This window comes from Gordonia sp. NPDC058843, assembly GCF_042743165.1.
In the GTDB taxonomy this organism is placed as follows: domain Bacteria; phylum Actinomycetota; class Actinomycetes; order Mycobacteriales; family Mycobacteriaceae; genus Gordonia.
Window position 1 is genome coordinate 62,383 of sequence record NZ_JBHYNC010000019.1, and the last position, 19,220, is coordinate 81,602.

Sequence of the window (19,220 nt, forward strand, 5' to 3'; positions counted from 1 at the left end):
CGGGGCGGATCATCGTGCCCCGAGCGATATCAGAAAGGTGGTTCGTCGTCCCCGCCACCGAACGATCCCCCGCTGTTGCTGGCAGGCGCGCTGCCCCAGGGATCGTCGGCGACCTGCTGGTTCGAGTTCCCGCCGCCGCGGCTACCGCCGCCGCCACCGGACCCGAATCCGCCGCCGCCACCACCGCCGCCGCGCGAGGCGCGGTTGACCTTGGCGGTGGCATACCGCAGCGAGGGGCCGATCTCGTCGACCTCGAGTTCTACGACCGTGCGTCGTTCGCCCTCTTTGGTTTCGTAGGACCGCTGCTTGAGCCGTCCCTGCACGATCACCCGGGAACCCTTGGTCAGGCTTTCGGTCACGTTCTCCGCGGCATCGCGCCAGATGTTGCAGCGGAGGAACAGCGCTTCGCCGTCCTTCCACTCATTGGTCTGGCGGTCGAAAGTCCGCGGGGTGGAAGCCACCGTGAAATTGGCAACCGCTGCCCCCGACGGCGTGAACCGCAGTTCCGGGTCAGCTGTGAGGTTGCCGATGACGGTGATGACCGTGTCGCCTGCCATGTGTGTTCCCCTTGGGTCGTTTGGTGGGCACTCGCTGATCGACATGCACCGGGATTCTCAGGTCCAACCCTAGAACCCGGTACCGACGTCTTCAGACGATCACAAAAGCCTGTGGATTACTTCCGCAGGACCTTGGTGCGCAGAACCGACTCGTTCAGCTTCAGCTGACGATCGAGCTCGGTGACCGTTGCGGGCTCGGCATTGAGATCGATGACGGCGTAGATGCCCTCGTTGTGCTTGAGGATCTCGTAGGCAAGACGGCGCTTGCCCCAGATGTCGACACCGTCCACCGAACCGCCATCCTTGCGGACAACATTGAGGAAAGTATCGAGTGAGGGTGCGACGGTGCGCTCGTCCAGATTCGGATCGAGGATGACCATCAATTCGTAGTGACGCATAAGACCACATCACCTCCTATGGGCTAGGTCGGCCACGGACTGTCCGTGGCAGGAGGGTCGCCTGCGTCGGCAACCGGTCCAAGATACATGACCTGCCCGTTCTCAGAGAAATCCGTGGTCACGGGTCGCCTCGGCGGCTCGCCGCCGCACCCCCTACGCTGTTGCCCATGTCGGAGCGGCGGACAACCCCGGGTCGGTGGTCCGCACGGCTGTCCGGCCGTGGCGAGACGGCCGTGATCGTTCTCGTCACGGTGCTGGCGACGGCGGTGACGATGTTCTGGAGTTTCCGGGCCAAGCTCCTCTGTGGTGGCGCACCCTTCGACGCGTCGGGGCGCAGCGACAACTGGCCGACGGGAAATCCCGACGCGGTGATCCCCTGCTATTCGGACCTGATGTACCTGTGGCTCGGACGCGGCATCGACACCCATGTCTTCCCCTACATCCACGGCGGAATCGCCTCCGACGGAACCTTGTTCGGCGGCGTCGTCGAGTATCCGGTGCTCTCCGGCGTGCTCATGTTCTTCGGTGCGGTCGGCGCCGACACCGACACCGAGTTCTTCACCCAATCCGCACTCCTGTTGGCGCCGTTCGGTTTCGCGATCACGGTCATGCTCGCCCTGATGGTCCGATGGTGGGCCCTGCTCTGGGCCGCGACGCCCCCGCTGGTGCTGTATTCCTTCCACAACTGGGAGCTACCGGTCGTCGCGACCGCCGTCGGGGCCGTTGCCGTGATGGCCTGGGGCGCATCCACCCACCCCCGAACCGGGCGACGACGACTACCGCTCCGGAGCTCCGCGGTGATCGCGTCGGTTCTGCTCGCGGTCGGCTTCTGCCTCAAGCTCTACCCCGGGATCTTTGTATTGCCGCTGGCCGCATACGTTCTCACGCGAGGAGCCGGCGGTGCACGCGCGGTTGAGCGACGACGCGAGCGCGGGGCCGACCTTGATTGGACGGGCGCCGGTCGGGTAGCGGGCGCAGCGGTCGTGACGGTCGTCGCGATCCAGTTGCCGTTCATGGTGCTCGGGTTCGACGGGTGGAAGGCGGCTCTGAGTTTCCAGGGTCGCCGTCGGGCCGACGTCGACACCAACTCCATCTGGTACTGGGGCCTGCGATACGTCACCGGGACCACCGACACTTACCACTCCGTGGTCAGCGTGGTGTCACCACTGCTGATCCTCGCGTCGTTCGCGGTCGCGATGTACCTCGGGTGGCGCCACTTCGAACGCGCCGGCACCTTCCCGTGGATCGGCGTGAGCGGTGCGATGCTGGCGGGTTTCATGCTGTTCCACAAGGTGCACTCCCCGCAGTACACACTCTGGATTCTGCCGTTCTTCGTCCTCATGAACGTGCGCCGGTCGGTGATCCTGACGTACTTGCTCGCCGACCTCGCACTCGACCTGACTATCTTCCGGCTGTTCCCGATCCGGGATGCCGGCGATCCGCTGCCCTGGTGGATCATCACCGGGGTCGCCGGTTCGGTGTGGGTGCATGCTGCATTGCTGGCCTACCTGATCGTCACGCTCGCCGGCACCCCGCTCCGCGAGCCGCTGGCCTCCCGCGTCGCCGCACGCGAGCATGGTGCCGTCGGGTCCGACGCCGACGGGGCGCTGCTCCACCCGCCGCCGGGCGTGATGTCGAGAGGAACCTCGTGAGTTCGTGGTTGGCGACCGGCCCGCTGGTAGGTGATCGGGTCACGCTGCGTCCGATCGACATTCGGGATGTCGGTGCACTCGCCGGGGTTGTCGGTGATCCCAACCGTTTTCGATGGGTTCCCGGGGTGCCGACCGACGAGACCGGTGCGCGCCGATTCGTCGAGTCGGCGCTCACATCACGCGTCGCCTACGTCGTCGTCGACAACACCGATGGCGGCGTCGTCGGGTCGACCAGTTACTACGACATCGACGAGGCCAACCGTTCCGCATGCATCGGTTACACGTTCTACAGCGAACGTGTCCAAGGGACCGTGGTGAACCCCACCGCCAAGTTCCTGCTGATGCGCCATGCGTTCGAGGAGTGCGGCGCCGTGCGGCTCACCTGGCACACCCACGAGAACAACGCTCAATCGCGCGCCGCGATCGCCAAGCTGGGCGCGAGCTTCGAGGGTCTGCTCCGCAAGCACCGTCGCTTCGGCGACGGCTGGCGCACGACCGCTCAGTACGCGATGACCGACGACGATTGGCCATCGGCCAGAGAACGACTGCTCCGACGGATCGACGCCTGACCGACCGATTCCATTCGGCCCGCTCGCTTCGCTCCCGGCGCCGGTTCCATTCGGCCCGCTCGCTCGCTCCCGGCGCCGGTTCCATTCGGCCCGCTCGCTTCGCTCCCGGCGCCGGCGCTAGGGTTTCTTGCTGTGCTTCGAGTGGCCCTCGGTGCGCCGATCTTCTTTCATCCGTGCCTCGTGAACATGTCGCTGACCGTCGGTCAGATCGGCGCGCACCCGGTCGACATACTCGCGTAGTGGACCCCAATAGGTGTCGTCGAATTCCTCGACAACCTGGAACGTCCAGCGCCCCTCGAGCACATTGCGTCCGACCAGCTCGGTGGACAGTTCGTCGGCGAACTCTACGTGGCCTGCCTCGCGCAACTCGTCGACGGCTTCCCCGAGTAGCAGGTCCCCACGCCCGATGAGTTGATGGAATGAGTAGAGGTGGCCGCGGGCACGCTCGATGTACTCGAGCGCCTCCCCCACCTTGCCGACCGCTTCCGCGGTGTCGTCCGAGATGTGTGGTGCGGTATCAGACATGACCCGTCAATACCCAGCGAGGCCGCCCGTCAATCGTCAGTACGGCTCCCCGTGATACGAGTGTCGGTACCGGTCGCCGTCGAACGCCGTGGTGATCTCGCCGACCGCACCGCCGAGCGCGGTGTTGATCTTGTGCCCCAGGCGCTCGAACTCCACGTGTGCGGCAGCCGATCTGGAGGTCAGGGCGGCCAGCGTGGAGATCCACCGATGCACTGTTCGCAGGTCGTCCGTCGTCAGCGGACCGCGCACCCAGTTCTCGCGTTCCCAGGTCTGGCGCTCCCAGGCCTGCCACGGATGATCCCAGCCACTCGGCGGGGAGATGGCGAACAGGCCGCGCACGATCACGTCGTTGCGGTCGATTCCCGCGTCCGCGCGCCACTCGTCGACGATCTTGGAGTAGGCCACATAGTCGGCCGCGGTCCACATCGTCTCGCGCAGATCTCGCCACCCGGCCCGCCGTAGCGACCTGGCCACCTTGGTTTCGAGAACCGGGCTCGGATGCTTCGGCTCCCCGGCGCCGGCGAAGTACAGGTACCAGGTGAAACCGGCCGGACCCAAGCGGTCGATGATGTTGCCGCCCTTGTCGGGACGGAGCAGCGCGTACGCCGCACCGGGGTCCTCCCGGCCTGCCTCAGCGGCGTCGCGGAGGAGCGCACCGAGGCGTTTCCGGTCAGCCGACACCGCGGCGATCCGCTTCTTCCCGTCGGAGTTGCGGCGTCCGAGACAGAATGCGACGACATTCCACAGCAATGCGATCGCCGCCTCGGGCGAGTCGACGGCACGCGCCCCCAGCGCGAACAGATTCGATCGGCTGATCATGGTGCCGTGCAGAGAATCCGGGAGTTCGAACTCGGCGAGCGTGTCGGTCCACCACTGTCGGTCGACCGCGACGGTGTCGGAGTGCAGTTCGGCGGCGCGGTCACCTGCCGCCAGCCACTCGATGAGATCGTCGGGGAGAGCGAGGGTCGTGTGCTTCATGGTCGTTTGGACGCAGCGGAGCCCAATTCGGTTCCACTGGTCCTTCTGCGACCGCTATCCGCCCGCGGGGACCGGTTCCCGCGGAGCCTCCGCCGTTCCGCGCGCTCTCGCTCGCCGACCGATCCGGTCGGGAGCGCCGTCGAGCACGCCACCGGCCGGGTCGTCATACCACCGACCGTCGTTCCCGCGGCGTACCAGGTCATCGCGCGGATGCCAGATCTGCCAGAGGACGACGGCGCAGAGGACCAACACCATCAGCCCGCGGAGGACGACAGCCGCGGTGAACCACTGGTCGGGAAGCCACCGTCGCTCGGCATCGAGGAACAGGCTCATCCGCGGAACCCAGATGAGTGCGTCGACCGTCATCCAGCCCAGCAGCAGGCGCGCGTGCGGAATGGCAAGCACCGCAAGCGGAACCAGCCACAACGAGTACTGGGGACTCCATACCTTGTTCACCAGTAGGAAGCCGGCCACCGCGAGGAATGCCAGCTGGGCCACGCGAGGCCGGTGCGGCGCCCAGACCCCGATCGCGGCCACCGCGGCGATCACGGCGACCGTCAATCCCACCGACAGCGCGTTCAGATACCCGATGTTCCATGTGAAACCGGCGGCGTCGGCCACGATCCGGTAAATGGTGTCGGGGTCCGCCGATCGATCACCGTTGAATCGGAAGAACTCCCACCACCCCGACGGGTACGGGATCAAGATCGGCAGGTTCACCACCAGCCACGCACCGATCGCCGTCGCGGCCGTGACCGCGAACTCGCGGACCTTCCCGCTCCGCAGGCACAACGCACCCAACACCACGAGCAGGAGCGCCGGATACAGCTTGGCGGCGGCGCCGAGCCCGATGAACAATCCCGCCAGCCAGTACCGTTCCCGCGACCACGCCAGCATCGCCACCGCCACCGCCGCGGTGGCAATGGCGTCGAAGTTGGTGAAGGCGTGCACGAACACGAGTGGGGACAAGGCGGCCAGCCATACCGCCCACATGCGCGTACGTGCGGTGAGGGCTGTCGCCCAGATGGTCACCAGCCAGAACGCCGTCAACGCCAGGGCGACGATGATGAAGAACAGCACGACGTCGATTGCGCCGGGCACGCCCCACTCGGTCTCGGCCCACATCCACCCCTGCGTCAGCTGGGCGGCGCCATACATGAACATCCCGGTGAGCACCGGATACTCCATGTACCGCTTGATGGTCTCCCCCTCGGAGCCCTCCTGAAACCAGAAGTCGCGGTACGGCAGTGCGCCTCGGTTCAATCGCTCCGCACCGAACAGGCTGATGACGTCGGAGTAACAGAGGTTGGTGAACTGACGCTGATCGTCCCAGTCGAGCCGCATCTCAGCACTCGAGCCTGCGGTACCGCCATCGGCCGGCGCCTGCTGCAGACACCCGGCCTTCCCGAACCATCCGAGCGCCAGTCCGCACAGTGCCAGCGCGAAGAGCACCCGCAGTGGGGTCAGATGCCGACCACGGCCGATGACCGCGTGCGCCCCCACCGGTCCACCGACGAGGGAACTCGCCTCGCGCACCACGCCGTCCGTGCGCGTCGGCAGGATGCGCGCGTCGTCGACACGCTGATCACTCGCAAGGGGTGCAGGGCTGTCCCAGACGGATTCGGAGCCGCTCGTCGTCGAGTCGGCCGCCGGGTCCGGGTCAGCCGATGGGCGGTTCAGGGACGCCTCCGCCACCGTCACCGCCGCCGGGTACACCGTCGCCGGAATCGCCACCGTCACCGCCACCGCCGCCTCCGGGTGCCAACCCGCCGCCGCCGGGGCTGTTTCCGCCGCCGCCACCGCCGCCACCGCCGCCGCCGCCGTTGCGCGGAGCGCCCGGAATCGGGATCGTCACGCCCGGCGCGAGAGTGAGGTTGCCATCGCCGCCCTGGTCGGGGATGTCGAAGCTCGGTACGGACGGTCCGCGCGTCCGCGTGGGAGCCTCGGTCGTGACCGGTGCCTCATACGGCACGCCGGCCACGCCACCGATCGACTCCGGCTCGGGGAACTGCTTGATCTCTTTGCCCTCGAGGGCGGCGTCCATCGCCGACTTCCAGATCGACGACGGCAGGCCGCTGCCGTAGATCGACGCACCGTTGTAGTTGGTCAGGGCAGTGCCGTCGTTGGTGCCGACCCAGACCGCGGTCGACAACTGCGGGGTGTAGCCGACCATCCACGCATCCTTGTTCTGCCCGGTGTCGCCGAGCTGAACGGTGCCGGTCTTGGCGGCCGACGGCCGCGAACCGAGTGAGGAATCGTAGAGCGAGTTGCTGTTCGAGTACGCCGCGACGGGTTCGAGGGCGGCGCTCACGTTGTCGGCCACCTTCGCCGGGAAAACGCGCTTGCCCTCGGTCTTGCGCTCGTAGAGGACCTGGCCCTCGGAATCGACGACCTTCTGGATGAAGTGTGGCTCGTGGTAGACACCCGACGCCGCGAGCGTGGCGTACGCCGAGGCCATGTCGATCACCCGCGACTGGTACTGGCCCAGGACCACGCCGCCCTCGGGCTCGCCGTTGGCCTCCTCCAGGGTCCGCTCGATATTGCCGAAGGATTCGGCGACACCCGCACGGTGTGCCGCGTCGGCGACTGCCCGCGCACCGCCGTCGAGGTCCATCATCAGGCGGTAGTACACGGTGTTGAGCGACATCTTCATCGCCGTGGCGAGGTTGCAGGTTCCGCAGCTCTCACCGTCGGAGTTCTCGACCGTCAGGCCACCGCTGGCCTGGAAGGGTGCCGAGCTGTAGGTCTTCGACAGCGGGATGTCTTGTTCGAGCGCCGCGACGAGCGCAAACACCTTGAACGACGAACCGGTCTGCAGGCCCGCCTGGGCGAGGTCCCAACCACCCGGGTTGTCGCCGCCGTAGTAGCCGCGCACGCCGCCGGTCTGCGGGTCGATGGACACCGCCGAGGCGAGCAGATCGTCGGGTTCGCCGTTGAGCTCACCGTCGGGGCACTTGTAGATCCGGTTCTTGCGGCAGGCCGCCTGCACGACGCCGTTCTGGACCTGCGGGTCGATCGTGGTGCTGATCTTCAGACCGCCGGTCCGCAGCTGCTTGTCGGTGATGCCGATGCGGTTGAGCTCGGCGAGGACCTGCCGCTTGATGAGCCCGTTGGGACCGGGTGTCTCGTCGGAATCGCTGACGCGGGCCTTGACGGTCTTGGGGAAGACGGCGTTGTCTGCCTGTGCACGGGTGATGGCGCCGGTGGCGACCATGCCGTCGAGGACATACCGCCAACGCGTCTCGGTGACCTCACGGTTGGTGTCGGGGTCGTAGTACGACGGCGCGCGGATGACAGCCGACAGGAGCGCCGCTTCCTCGAAGGTCAGCGGGTTCTGCTGGGCGCGGCGCTTGTCGGTGATCGACTTGTTGAAGTATTTCTGCGCGGCGACCGCGATGCCGTAGGCACCACGCCCGAAATAGATGGTGTTGAGGTAGGCCTCGAGGACCTTCTCCTTGGACCAGCCGTGCCGGTCGTTCATCTTCGCGGCGATCGCGAGTTCCTTGAACTTGCGGTCGAAGCTGCGCTCGTCGCCGACGATCGCGTTCTTGACGTACTGCTGTGTGATGGTGGAACCACCACCGGCGGTCTGGTTACCGGTGATCTGGCCGATGACGGCGCGGGACAGGCCGCGGGGCGAGAAGCCGTTGTTGGTCCAGAACTCGCGGTCCTCGGCGGCGACGATCGCCTGCTTCATCGTCTCGGGGATCTCGTCGAAGGGAACCACGGTGCGGTTGCCGTCGGGCGAGGTGACGTCGGCCAGCGTGCGCCCGGACGTGTCGACGATGGTGGCCTTCTGGCTCACCTCGGGTTCAGGGATCTCGGCGGTGAAGTAGGTGAACGCGAACGCGACGATGAGAACCAGCACGATCGCCGGGACGATCGCGCCGACGATTCCCAGCGCCCATGCGAACCGCCGGTGCCGGGTTGTCGTACTTGTTCTGTTCTGACCGCCGCCGCCCGGACCGGGTCGGGCTCCGGTGCGTCGCGGCGTGGGCGAAGAACCACGTGCCTCGCTCATCGTCCACCTTCCTACCGGGTCGCACGGACAGTGTTCATCCGACGGCCACGGTCAACTTCTCTGGCCTCGTGCCGCTCCACTGTGACAGCAGGCAACCGCCCTGGGCAAAAAACCGCAGGCCGACGCGCTACTTGGCCACGCGACGTGAGCGACGCGTGGACTGCGGCGGCAGCCCGGCAACGTACGACTGGACCAAATGGTTCCAACTGCAGGTCCGGCACACCTCGACCACGTGCACCGAGAACTCCTCAGCGGTCGTCGCGAGCCGGGAGATCTCCTCGTTGCTCCGCGCCGAGCCACTGACCTGACCGAGCCGGTCGCCGAACACCCATGACACGAGGGTGACCTGCTCTTTACGACAGATCGGACACATCGTGGTGCTGGGTCGGCCATGGAACTTCGCCGCGCGCAGGAGGTAAGGACTCGCATCGCAGACTTCGGCAACGGCGGTCCGGCCCGCATGGACCGAGGACAGCCGAGCGCGCCGCTGCAGGGCGTAGTCGACGATCTGGCGTTGCACGGTTTTCAGGGTACGTGGTCTGCGCCGGGGCGTCGGCGCGACGGGTCCGGCCGGTCGGTCGCCAGTACAGGGACACGCCAGAGCCGGAGATGCCCATCACGCCGGCCGGACACCTGTGCTTCTTCTGACCGACCACTCGTGGACACCAGTTATATCGGTGCGATACATTGGCGAATACATCGGAGTGAGGTGTCGGCTCGTCAGAGCGCGCCGGTACATCAACTCCGAGAAGTAGTGACAGATCATCGACGGGACCGTGAAGGGGGGCGAAGTGCTCGAGCTGGCCATTCTCGGATTGCTCCTCGAATCCCCCATGCACGGGTACGAGCTACGCAAGCGGCTCACCGGTCTACTCGGCGCCTTCCGTGCGTTCTCGTACGGATCGCTGTACCCGACGCTGCGTCGCATGCAGGCCGACGGCCTCATCGACGAACCGGAAACGCCTCTTGGCGCGAAGGTGCGGCGTGGCCGACGCGTCTACCAGCTCACCGACGCAGGCCGAGAGCGGTTTGCCGAGCTGGTCGCCGATACCGGACCCCAGAACTACACCGACGACGGCTTCGGTGTGCACCTGGCGTTCTTCAGCCGGACCCCCGCGGTTGCGCGCATGCGCATCCTCGAGGGACGCCGCCGGCAGGTCGAAGAGCGTCGGGAGGGGTTGCGGGAAATCGTCGGGCGGTCCAACCGGGCCGTCGACCGGTACACCCGTCAGCTGCATCAGCTCAGCCTCGAGTCCAGTGAACGGGAAGTCCGCTGGCTCAACGAGTTGATCGCAGCCGAGAGCTCCGAGCAGGACGGGACCCCAGGACCGTTCGACGGGGAGTTCGACGGGGAGTTCGGCGACGATCTCGCCGAAAGCGCACGGTCTCAGCTCGATTCGGGGCGGCCGCCGGCCTCCCCCGGACGAGCCGATGACGATTATCTAGACCCGGCCTCGACGCCGAGCCGGGACGAACAGCTCGACCAAACCGAGCAACGGAAAACACCGGTTGCGCAGCGAACGACTGCGATGCCGCGAGAAGAAGGAGAACCCGACCATGGGTGAGCCCAATAAGGTGCGCGTTGCCATTGTGGGCGTAGGAAACTGCGCTTCATCCCTGGTGCAGGGCGTGCAGTACTACAAGGACGCCGACGAGAACTCCAGTGTTCCCGGCCTCATGCACGTGAAGTTCGGCAAGTACCACGTCCGCGACGTCGAGTTCGTCGCCGCGTTCGACGTCGACGCCAAGAAGGTCGGCTTCGACCTGTCCGACGCGATCTTCGCGAGCGAGAACAACACCATCAAGATCGCCGACGTGCCGCCGACCGGCGTCACCGTCCAGCGCGGTCACACCCTCGACGGTCTCGGCAAGTACTACCTCGAGACCATCACCGAGGCAGACGGTTCCGGTGTCGACATCGTACAGGCGCTCAAGGACAACGACGTCGACGTCCTCGTCAGCTACCTCCCGGTCGGCTCCGAGCAGGCCGACAAGTTCTACGCTCAGTGCTGCATCGATGCAGGCGTCGCCTTCGTCAACGCCCTCCCGGTGTTCATCGCCTCTGACCCCGAGTGGGCCCAGAAGTTCGCCGACGCCGGTGTCCCGATCGTCGGCGACGACATCAAGAGCCAGGTCGGCGCCACCATCACCCACCGCGTGATGGCGAAGCTGTTCGAGGATCGCGGCGTCACGCTGGACCGCACCTACCAGCTCAACGTCGGCGGCAACATGGACTTCAAGAACATGCTCGAGCGTGAGCGTCTGGAGTCGAAGAAGGTCTCCAAGACCCAGGCCGTGACCTCCAACCTGACCGGCTCGCTCGCCGGCAAGGTCGAGGACAAGAACGTCCACATCGGCCCGTCGGACCACGTCGCGTGGCTCGACGACCGCAAGTGGGCCTACGTCCGCCTCGAAGGCCGCGCCTTCGGTGACGTGCCGCTGAACCTGGAGTACAAGCTTGAGGTCTGGGACTCCCCCAACTCGGCCGGCATCATCATCGACGCCGTGCGCGCCGCCAAGATCGCCAAGGACCGCGGCATCGGTGGACCGATCCTCCCGGCATCGGCCTACCTGATGAAGTCCCCGCCGAAGCAGCTCGCCGACGACGTCGCGCGCAAGCAGCTCGAGGAGTTCATCATCGAGGCCTGAGCCTCGACGGTTTGGGGCCGTCTACTCCAGAGATCTGGGGTGGACGGCCCCTCTTTCGTCTATTGGGTCTCTTTCGGATACTCGGCAGCGTGGATACGCTTGTGCGGCTTGACTCCACAGTCCGAACACTTCGTTATCTCTACAGGGGCTCAATGACTACACCGATCGAGACCGCGATAGCTAAAGCCGTTGGCACGGCGACTACAAGAGTCGCGGGGTGGATGGTTCAGCTAGGACTTCGCAAGATCTCTGATGTACGTGCTGCTCGGCAACTCGATGAAGTTCCCACAATTCTAAGCAACGTAAGTGACTTAGCTGTAGATCTAACGGATCTCGAACGCTCTGAACTTCTAAAATTTGTGTCGACTCCAGAGTTTGGCGAGCTTGTCTACAAGATAGCTACAAAAGAAATTCTGAGAACTCATGGTGGAAACCCTGAGAAGTATCGTTCAAGCCTGGAAGATGAGTTCGACTGTCTGCTTGCTCTTCACCTAGGGTCCGATGACGCGGCAGCAATAGTCCGCAGCAAACTCTTCGATGTCTGCTCAGCTGCGGTACAGGAAGCGGTAAAAACGGTTTGTCCAGATGATCAGTCTGGTGTTTCCGCAACAGTTAAAGCCAGCCTGGTGAAGTCTGCGACACTCCTAGCATCGGAGAGCATCGCTAACAGCTCGCTAATCAAGAGCGTCGAGGACATCCAGTCGATCTACACTTTCGAGTCTGAAATACGGAACGCAGTGAGGTCGATGTACGGCGCGATGCGACTTCCCCATGCGGGCACATCTCGGCGCGTGCCGTACGAAAGGCTCTTCGTTCAACCTCGAATAAGCCTCTCTCTGCAAGCTCACCAGGACGAAGAAATAAACCTAGACGGCCGGAGCGCGCAAGACGATAGGAACCTGTCTTCCGAGATTGCCAAGTACGGTCGAGTCGTTCTACTGGGAGATCCAGGCGGAGGGAAAACCACGGGTTCACTGAAACTACTGCATGATATTTGCGCAGGAAAGGTCGCCGACTTACCTGCACTGGTAGCTTTTTGGGTGCCTCTTAAAGACTACGCCCCCGCCCGCCAAGCAGGCTCTTCCGTGGTTGATTTTATCGAGTCCCAATGCAGAGTGCCGTTCGCCGTTCCTCCCCCCGCGAAGGCGGTTGAATACCTGCTGTTCAATGGAAGAGCAGCCGTATTCTTTGACGGACTTGACGAGTTGACAGATACTTCAGACAGAAGACAGGTGGTGCAAGCCGTTGAGGGCTTCGCTGATAAGTATCCAACTACGTCCGTATTAGTAACTTCCAGGCGGATCGGTTACAGCGAAGCTGCACTGGATCCTGATAAGTTCACCGCGTGCGAGCTGGGCTCATTCGACGACGACCAGATCGAGTCGTACGCGCGCCGGTGGTTTAGTCTTGATGACTCCGTTGACCCGGCCCGCCAAGCAACAATAGCCGAATCATTTCTCCAAGACAGCAAGTTCGTTCGAGACCTCACCTCCAATCCGCTAATGCTGTCGCTGATGTGTGGAATCTACTCGGGCGAGGGATACATCCCTCGCAATCGGCCTGACGTTTACGAAAAGTGCTCGTTACTTCTGTTCGACAAGTGGGACGGCCAGCGCGGGATCAAATCTCGTGTGAGCTTCGATGCGCATATTCAGTCCGCAATTCGGCATATCGCCTATCATGAGTACACCGCAGACAAGAAGATAGGGATTCCCCGCAGCGAGCTTGTGAGCTCTGTTCAGTCATATCTACTCGAAAAGCGATTCGATGATGACATTGAGGCGGAACAAGCAGCAGTAGAGTTCGTCGATTTCTGCAAAGGTCGCGCCTGGGTTCTGACTGAGGTTGGCGAGGACATCTTCGGTTTCACTCACAGAACTTTTCTTGAGTTCTTCACGGCAAGTCATCTGGTTCGTTTGAATCCAGACCCAAGCAACCTCCTAGACCGGTTGTGGCCACACATCCTACGCTCAGAGTGGGATGTGGTATGTCAGCTAGCCCTTCAGTTGCTGGGAAAGACCGTAGATGATGGAGCGGACAATTTTATCGATCTCGCCGTACAGCGAATCACCCAAAGTGAAGAGATTGACGCGATCGCGGCCGAAACTGCACTGTCATTCTGCATCCGTAGTCTTCAATTCATCGTCCCTCGGCCTCAGGTTCTTGACGCCCTCGTGAGTGCGTGCGTTGATTCGATCTGCGAGTTTTCAACAGTGTTCTCGGACGCCTCGCCCGGAACCTCCCGTCCTGACTATGCTATCTACAGCATTCATTCAGTAACGCAGGAAAACCGGCGGTTAACCGCAAAGTATTACTGGAAGCATGTGAAGCGACGGCTGGACACCGGAACAGATCAACGAGCACTGTCCCTCGCCTTATACGCAGGGAGGTTTAGTCACGATTCCGCAGGACCCTCCTTGGATCACGCGACTCGAGAAGATCGTGTTTGGCTAGACGCAGATGCGGATCACTCGAGCATGGTCCGGGATGCGTTATCCACCTACGCGCGGGAATTCCGGTGGGCCGCCGCCGAAGCGGTCCGAACGGGCTTGATTTCTCCAACCGAAGCGCTTGAAACGCACGGGGTATTCATGCTGTATGACCCGTCCATTGCAGGTGACGTCCTCATTCCTCCCCTTGCCTACACACTAGTGCGCACCGCACGCAACGGGGGTTGGGTCTCGCAGGACCTGGTGCGTTCAGTCACCGAGTTTCTGCTGGAGGCTGAAACCCCCTGGCTGAAAGCGTCCGAGGAAACTCGGTTCATGACAAGTCATATGAACCGTGGAATATTGCGGGGTATTAAGCAAGAATTGGCACGCAAAGACCTAGCCATCCTGCTCTCGCTCCCTTTCATCGAGATCCGGTCGGGAAGTCGACGACGAAGTGAGCTACCAGACAATCGACGTATTGTGCAAGCCGAGCATTTTCTTCGAGGAACGCGCACGCAAGCAGACACCGACGAGCGTCGCGCAGTCGATACGCAACCATCAAACCGCGCGGTGCGCCGCTACTACGAGCGCTGGTTATCGGGAGAGTTCGATACCTTCCGCGCCGACCAAGAAGAGGAGAGCACCGCGGCGTTGGACGCAGACCCACTATGAGTCGCTGGTCCTGCCGCACCGACTTCCGTATGCGTTGGGCGACTCGAGGCACGACAGGTCAGCAGCGCAACGCTTGCACACTCTCAGCTCGACGTGCAAGAAGGAAACCGCAGGTCATCCGACCAAATCAGTGACCGCGCCACACCCTTCACATAGAGTGTTGTCGATTGCTCCGAGTGGCCCGGTATCGGGCACATCGGACATCACGAGACCCCGTACCAAACAGAAAGGCGCAAACCATGGGCGTGAGCCTGAGCAAGGGCGGAAACGTTTCGCTGAGCAAGGAGGCTCCGGGCCTGACTGCGGTCTCCGTCGGCCTCGGCTGGGACATCCGAAGCACCACCGGAACCGACTTCGACCTCGACGCCAGTGCCATCGCGCTCGGCGCCGACAAGAAGGTCGTCTCCGACCAGCACTTCATCTTCTTCAACAACCTGCGTTCGCCCGACGGCTCGATCGAGCACACCGGCGACAACCTGACCGGTGAGGGTGAGGGCGACGACGAGGTCATCAAGGTCGACCTCGCGGGTGTCCCGCCGAACATCGACTCCATCGTCTTCCCCGTGTCGATCTACGACGCCGACGCACGGTCGCAGTCCTTCGGACAGGTGCGCAACGCGTTCATCCGCGTGGTCAACCAGGCCGGTGGCGCCGAGATCGCCCGCTACGACCTCAGCGAGGATGCCTCCACCGAGACCGCGATGGTTTTCGGTGAGCTGTACCGTCATGGGTCGGAGTGGAAGTTCCGCGCGGTCGGCCAGGGTTATGCTTCGGGTCTCGCGGGCATCGCGCGCGACTTCGGTGTGAACGTCTGAGTCCTTCGCGACTCCGGCTGTCCGCCTGAACGTGCCCGTGGATGCCGCACCCGTTTTCGTACGGGTGCGGCATCCGCGCGTCACCACTCCTCTCCGACAACGCGGTCGGCTGATCACACGCACCTCTAGAAAGGCCACAAGCCAGTGGTAGTAAGAATTTTCGGCCTCTCGGTGGTCGTGACGATCGTGTCGCTGATCATCGCGTTCCTCTACGGCGGCGTCGAAGCGCTGATCCTGACGGCCATCCTCGGCGTCTTCGAGATCTCGCTCTCCTTCGACAACGCAGTCATCAACGCCACGATCCTCCGCCGGATGAGCGAGTTCTGGCAGAAGATCTTCCTCACCATCGGCATCCTGATCGCCGTCTTCGGTATGCGTCTGGTGTTCCCGCTGGTCATCGTGTGGATCGCCTCGGGCCTCAACCCGGCGCAGGCACTCGATCTCGCATTGAACCCGCCGGCGGACGATGCGGCGTACTTCGCCAACGGTGATCCGAGCTACGAGACGATCATCACCGACGCGCATCCGCAGATCGCGGCGTTCGGCGGCATGTTCCTGCTCATGCTGTTCCTGGGCTTCTTCTTCGGACAGAAGGAGCTCACCTGGTTGTCGTGGATCGAGCGGCCGCTCGAGAAGATCGGCAAGCTGGAGATGCTCGAGGTCGTCATCGCGATCACGCTGCTGGTTCTCACCGCGACCTACATCGCCGCACCCGACGAGCAGTTGACGGTCATGCTCGCCGGCTCGCTCGGCATGATCACCTACATCCTGGTCAACGGCCTCGGCGAGTACTTCAACGTCGAAGTCGAAGACGACGACGACAACGAGGCAGTCGAACCGGGCACCGACGCCGCCGAGAAGACGGCGGCTGCGAAGACCAGCGGCGAGGACGCGGCGGGCGACAAGTCGGGCCCGTCCGGCCTGGCCAAGGCCACCGGCAAGGCAGGGTTCTTCCTGTTCCTCTACCTCGAGGTCCTCGACGCGTCGTTCTCCTTCGACGGCGTCATCGGCGCGTTCGCCATCACCGCGGACCCGATCATCATCGCCCTCGGCCTCGGCCTCATCGGCGCGATGTTCGTCCGCTCGCTCACCGTCTACCTGGTGCGCAAGGGCACGTTGTCGGAGTATGTGTACCTCGAGCACGGTGCCCACTGGGCCATCGGTGCGCTGGCGTTCATCCTGCTCTACTCGATCGGCACCCACGTGCCGGAGATCTTCACCGGCCTGGTCGGTGTCGCGCTGATCATCGCGTCGCTGATCTCCAGCGTCATCCGCCGCAATCGCCTCGCGGCGAAGGGCGAAGAGGAGAAGGTCAACATCTGACCCTTCGAGACGCTCGCAAGCTCACTCCTCAGGGGGCGGACAACGCTCGCAAGCTCGCTCCTCAGAGAGCGGACAACGCTCGCAAGCTCGCTCCTCAGGGGGCGGACAACCGGTGCGCCAGAGTGTGAGCGGCCCGATCTTCTGCTCCCTGAGGTGCGAGCGAAGCGAGCCTCGAAGGGTTTGGTGACCTGACTCGCCAAACCCTTCGAGGCTCGTCGCTATCGCTCCTCGCACCTCAGGGAGCGGGAGACAACTGCGCCGCAGGTCCCAAACGGACCTGCGGCGCAGTTGTTCTCGTGGACCGGACTCAGCCCTGTTGTTGACCGAGCTGTTGGGTGACCTGCTGATTGATCTGGTGCAGGCTGGGCGTCGACATGCCCGGGAGGTGACCCTGAATGGTGCGCAGGATCGACGTGTCGTCGCGCACCTTCTCGCTCGACTGCACCAGAACCGTTCCGGACCCGGTGAAGTCGAACTGGCGCTCCTCACCGGAGTTCATGCCCATCCGGCGGCCCGCGGCCGCGATGAAGCCGTTGACCCACGCCTCGTCGTAGTGGTGACTCGGCGACGGGCAATCCGACCATCCGACAAGCGCTTCCGGGTCGACGCGCACCGGCGGCTCGACGAACATCACCGGACCGTTCGACGACGCGAGGAACTTGCCGGTGCCGATGAGCGTCAGGAAGCCAGGCACGATGGACTGGTTCAGCGACAGGTTCGGCTGGAAGGCAAGGAGATTGGCCGCTCGAATGGTGAGGTTACCGTCTTCGAGATCGTAGGCGTTGATGTCGTAGCCGCGGTCGCCGATGATCAGCTTCCCGTGACCCTCGGCGACGACGTAGTCACCGAGGTACAGCGGGGCGGAGAACTGCTGCGCGACCATCTGCAGCATGTTGCCCTGTAGCCCCTGTGTCAGCGCGGTGAACTGCATCTGCCCGTAGTAGGCGATCATCGCGCCCTTGGACATGAACCACGGCTGGTTGAGGTCGATGCAGAACGAGTAGTTGTTGTCCGGCACATTGTCGTCCGACGGCAGATTCATCGGACTCCACACGGTGTTGAGTTGGCTCACAGCTTCTCCTCCGATGCCTGCACATACACGACGCCCTGTCCGGAACATTCCAATTGCATTGCCTCACCACCGGTTCGGCCGACGTTGCGCCAGCTCATCGAGGATCGCAGGGTGGTGTTGACCTGCCCCGCCGACCCGACGAACGCCTGTGGATCGACGCTCACGACCGGCCTCTGCGGCGACACCTCGAGTTCGAAGACCCCGCCGTGCCCGAGAAGCACCACCGAGCCGGCACCCGACAGTTGCGTCGTGAACATGCCCTGCCCGGTGACCGCCCCGGCTGCCGCGTTCCGCAGCGCCCCGAACAGACCACCGCCTCCGCCACCGCCACCGCCGCCACCCTGCGAGGCGACCGAGACGACAGAGGCCTGCAGATTGGCCCCGTAGGCGAGCAGGCGCGACGCCTCGACGCGCATCGTGCCACCGACCGCCCCGAGGTCCACGACGTGCACCTCGATGCCGAGGAAGCCGTAATGCACTTCGCCGTGCCCCTGCGCGATCATCGTCGACTCGTGCTCGCCGGCGATCATCCGACCGGCCATGCCCGCCATACCGCCCAGCCCTGGCATCCCGCCGCCCATACCGCCCGCACCCGCGATCTGGTGGGGTTGGAAGTGCACGTTCCCCTTGTAGAAGAGCATCGCCCCGCGTCGTGCGATGACGGGCCCGGTGCGACCGATGTCGACGGACACGACCTTGCTGTTGACCTTGGTGAACATTCTCGTTACCTCACCCTCACCGCTCGGCCGGTTGAATCGACACGACGCCACTGCCATCCCAGCGCAGCGAGAATGCCTCGCCGCCACCCTGTCCCAGCGCCGAGCGCCAGGAGACGTCGGTGACGAAGGACTGACTCAGCTGCCCGCGGGCGCAAACGAACGCATCCGGGTCGACCACGAGCGGATACTGCGGTGACACCTCGAGATGGATGAGCGGGCCGCCGTTGGACAGCAGCGCGATCTGTCCGTGGCCGCTCACCGTCGTGGTGAACAACCCCTGACCCGATGACGCTCCGCGCAGACCCGCGAAGGTGACGTTGGTCTGCAGGTTGCCGTTGAGCACCATCAGTTGCTCGGACTCCACCTGCAGCGTCTCGTTGTTGAGCTCGATGACGGTCGTCTCGGCGGCGTTGTGAGCGAAGTAGACGATGCCGTTGCCCGACGCCTCCATGAGCGACAACGCCTCTCCGGTGGCCCGCTGCTTCAGACCCGCGAGCACACCGTCGCCGCCACCGAAGCCCGCCGACTTGAAGGTGACCTGCCCCTCGTAGGCGACCATCGAGCCACTGATCGCGCGGACCGCGGAATTGTTCAGCCTGGCTTCCACCACGCGTTTGGACCGTTGTACCAACTGCATTCGACGTGCCTCTCTCGCGCCGCGGGGAGGTCGCCGTTCGACCGTCCCTCGTTCGTCTCCCGACGCCATCCCCGCACCACGGCACCCGCCGACGACCGGTATCCCAACCTGCCGCGAGCCGGGGAATCCGGCCTCATACGGAGATGAAAATAGCCGATAGCATCGTGTGGTGCCCGGAAACTTCGTACGTCGATGGTTCGG

General features: G+C 64.1%; 17 protein-coding genes. 7 read left to right on the forward strand and 10 right to left on the reverse strand.

The window, feature by feature from the left end; genetic code table 11:
• Window positions 1–29: 29 nt before the first annotated feature.
• On the reverse strand, window positions 30–557 hold the full coding sequence (locus tag ACFW3F_RS14455; protein ID WP_188328478.1) for a single-stranded DNA-binding protein: 528 nt from the start codon (window positions 555–557) through the stop codon (window positions 30–32).
• Between the two features lie 116 nt (window positions 558–673).
• Window positions 674–955 carry a 30S ribosomal protein S6 gene (gene rpsF, locus ACFW3F_RS14460; protein ID WP_004020660.1) on the reverse strand — a complete coding sequence of 94 codons (282 nt, stop codon included), beginning with the start codon at window positions 953–955 and terminating at the stop codon, window positions 674–676.
• Between the two features lie 167 nt (window positions 956–1,122).
• Between rpsF and ACFW3F_RS14465 the strand changes: the two genes are divergently transcribed.
• Window positions 1,123–2,607, forward strand: coding sequence for a hypothetical protein (locus tag ACFW3F_RS14465; protein ID WP_388058443.1), 1,485 nt, complete (start codon window positions 1,123–1,125; stop codon window positions 2,605–2,607).
• A complete protein-coding gene (locus ACFW3F_RS14470; protein WP_388058445.1) occupies window positions 2,604–3,176 on the forward strand; it encodes a GNAT family N-acetyltransferase in 573 nt (190 codons plus the stop codon). The genes ACFW3F_RS14465 and ACFW3F_RS14470 overlap by 4 nt, the downstream gene beginning before the upstream one ends.
• A 117-nt stretch (window positions 3,177–3,293) precedes the next feature.
• Here the strand turns inward: ACFW3F_RS14470 and ACFW3F_RS14475 are convergent, their stop codons facing one another.
• The 5 genes from ACFW3F_RS14475 to ACFW3F_RS14495 form a co-directional block, all read right to left on the reverse strand.
• The gene (locus tag ACFW3F_RS14475; protein WP_388058447.1) at window positions 3,294–3,701 is read right to left on the reverse strand and encodes a hypothetical protein; all 408 of its coding nucleotides are present in this window, start codon (window positions 3,699–3,701) and stop codon (window positions 3,294–3,296) included.
• A gap of 36 nt (window positions 3,702–3,737) precedes the next feature.
• A complete protein-coding gene (locus tag ACFW3F_RS14480; protein ID WP_388058449.1) occupies window positions 3,738–4,679 on the reverse strand; it encodes a hypothetical protein in 942 nt (313 codons plus the stop codon).
• A 54-nt stretch (window positions 4,680–4,733) separates the two neighbouring features.
• Window positions 4,734–6,380: a glycosyltransferase family 87 protein gene (locus ACFW3F_RS14485; RefSeq protein ID WP_388058475.1), complete on the reverse strand. Its 1,647-nt coding sequence runs from the start codon at window positions 6,378–6,380 to the stop codon at window positions 4,734–4,736.
• On the reverse strand, window positions 6,340–8,700 hold the full coding sequence (locus tag ACFW3F_RS14490) for a transglycosylase domain-containing protein (RefSeq protein ID WP_388058451.1): 2,361 nt from the start codon (window positions 8,698–8,700) through the stop codon (window positions 6,340–6,342). The genes ACFW3F_RS14485 and ACFW3F_RS14490 overlap by 41 nt, the downstream gene beginning before the upstream one ends.
• Window positions 8,701–8,827: 127 nt before the next feature.
• Window positions 8,828–9,220, reverse strand: a complete 393-nt coding sequence (locus ACFW3F_RS14495; RefSeq protein WP_388058453.1) for a DUF5318 family protein — start codon at window positions 9,218–9,220, stop codon at window positions 8,828–8,830.
• Window positions 9,221–9,491: 271 nt separating this feature from the next.
• Between ACFW3F_RS14495 and ACFW3F_RS14500 the strand changes: the two genes are divergently transcribed.
• The 5 genes from ACFW3F_RS14500 to ACFW3F_RS14520 all read left to right on the forward strand — a co-directional run bounded on the left by ACFW3F_RS14500 (window position 9,492) and on the right by ACFW3F_RS14520 (window position 16,591).
• Window positions 9,492–10,265: a PadR family transcriptional regulator gene (locus tag ACFW3F_RS14500; protein ID WP_388058477.1), complete on the forward strand. Its 774-nt coding sequence runs from the start codon at window positions 9,492–9,494 to the stop codon at window positions 10,263–10,265.
• A complete protein-coding gene (locus ACFW3F_RS14505; protein ID WP_388058454.1) occupies window positions 10,258–11,349 on the forward strand; it encodes an inositol-3-phosphate synthase in 1,092 nt (363 codons plus the stop codon). Before ACFW3F_RS14500 ends, ACFW3F_RS14505 begins: the two co-directional genes overlap by 8 nt.
• 152 nt (window positions 11,350–11,501) lie before the next feature.
• Entirely contained in the window at window positions 11,502–14,453 is a 2,952-nt protein-coding gene (locus tag ACFW3F_RS14510) for an NACHT domain-containing protein (RefSeq protein ID WP_388058455.1), read from the forward strand.
• Window positions 14,454–14,692: 239 nt separating this feature from the next.
• Window positions 14,693–15,268, forward strand: coding sequence for a TerD family protein (locus ACFW3F_RS14515; RefSeq protein WP_388058456.1), 576 nt, complete (start codon window positions 14,693–14,695; stop codon window positions 15,266–15,268).
• Window positions 15,269–15,412: 144 nt separating this feature from the next.
• On the forward strand, window positions 15,413–16,591 hold the full coding sequence (locus ACFW3F_RS14520) for a DUF475 domain-containing protein (protein WP_388058457.1): 1,179 nt from the start codon (window positions 15,413–15,415) through the stop codon (window positions 16,589–16,591).
• Window positions 16,592–16,898: 307 nt separating this feature from the next.
• Here ACFW3F_RS14520 and ACFW3F_RS14525 read toward each other — a convergent pair whose 3' ends face one another.
• From ACFW3F_RS14525 to ACFW3F_RS14535, 3 genes are read right to left on the reverse strand one after another with little or no spacing between them, the layout of a single operon-like run.
• The gene (locus tag ACFW3F_RS14525; RefSeq protein WP_388058458.1) at window positions 16,899–17,663 is read right to left on the reverse strand and encodes an AIM24 family protein; all 765 of its coding nucleotides are present in this window, start codon (window positions 17,661–17,663) and stop codon (window positions 16,899–16,901) included.
• Window positions 17,660–18,382: an AIM24 family protein gene (locus ACFW3F_RS14530; RefSeq protein ID WP_388058459.1), complete on the reverse strand. Its 723-nt coding sequence runs from the start codon at window positions 18,380–18,382 to the stop codon at window positions 17,660–17,662. Before ACFW3F_RS14530 ends, ACFW3F_RS14525 begins: the two co-directional genes overlap by 4 nt.
• 16 nt (window positions 18,383–18,398) lie before the next feature.
• Entirely contained in the window at window positions 18,399–19,019 is a 621-nt protein-coding gene (locus tag ACFW3F_RS14535; RefSeq protein ID WP_033204169.1) for an AIM24 family protein, read from the reverse strand.
• Window positions 19,020–19,220 lie beyond the last annotated feature (201 nt).

What these genes read in the sequence shown, in the direction of transcription:
- ACFW3F_RS14455 (WP_188328478.1), bottom strand. Translation starts at nt 557, where the DNA reads ATGGCAGGCGACACGGTCATCACCGTCATCGGCAACCTCACAGCTGAC.
- rpsF (WP_004020660.1), bottom strand. Translation starts at nt 955, where the DNA reads ATGCGTCACTACGAATTGATGGTCATCCTCGATCCGAATCTGGACGAG.
- ACFW3F_RS14465 (WP_388058443.1), top strand. Translation starts at nt 1,123, where the DNA reads ATGTCGGAGCGGCGGACAACCCCGGGTCGGTGGTCCGCACGGCTGTCC.
- ACFW3F_RS14475 (WP_388058447.1), bottom strand. Translation starts at nt 3,701, where the DNA reads ATGTCTGATACCGCACCACACATCTCGGACGACACCGCGGAAGCGGTC.
- ACFW3F_RS14480 (WP_388058449.1), bottom strand. Translation starts at nt 4,679, where the DNA reads ATGAAGCACACGACCCTCGCTCTCCCCGACGATCTCATCGAGTGGCTG.
- ACFW3F_RS14490 (WP_388058451.1), bottom strand. Translation starts at nt 8,700, where the DNA reads ATGAGCGAGGCACGTGGTTCTTCGCCCACGCCGCGACGCACCGGAGCC.
- ACFW3F_RS14505 (WP_388058454.1), top strand. Translation starts at nt 10,258, where the DNA reads ATGGGTGAGCCCAATAAGGTGCGCGTTGCCATTGTGGGCGTAGGAAAC.
- ACFW3F_RS14510 (WP_388058455.1), top strand. Translation starts at nt 11,502, where the DNA reads ATGACTACACCGATCGAGACCGCGATAGCTAAAGCCGTTGGCACGGCG.
- ACFW3F_RS14515 (WP_388058456.1), top strand. Translation starts at nt 14,693, where the DNA reads ATGGGCGTGAGCCTGAGCAAGGGCGGAAACGTTTCGCTGAGCAAGGAG.
- ACFW3F_RS14530 (WP_388058459.1), bottom strand. Translation starts at nt 18,382, where the DNA reads ATGTTCACCAAGGTCAACAGCAAGGTCGTGTCCGTCGACATCGGTCGC.
- ACFW3F_RS14535 (WP_033204169.1), bottom strand. Translation starts at nt 19,019, where the DNA reads ATGCAGTTGGTACAACGGTCCAAACGCGTGGTGGAAGCCAGGCTGAAC.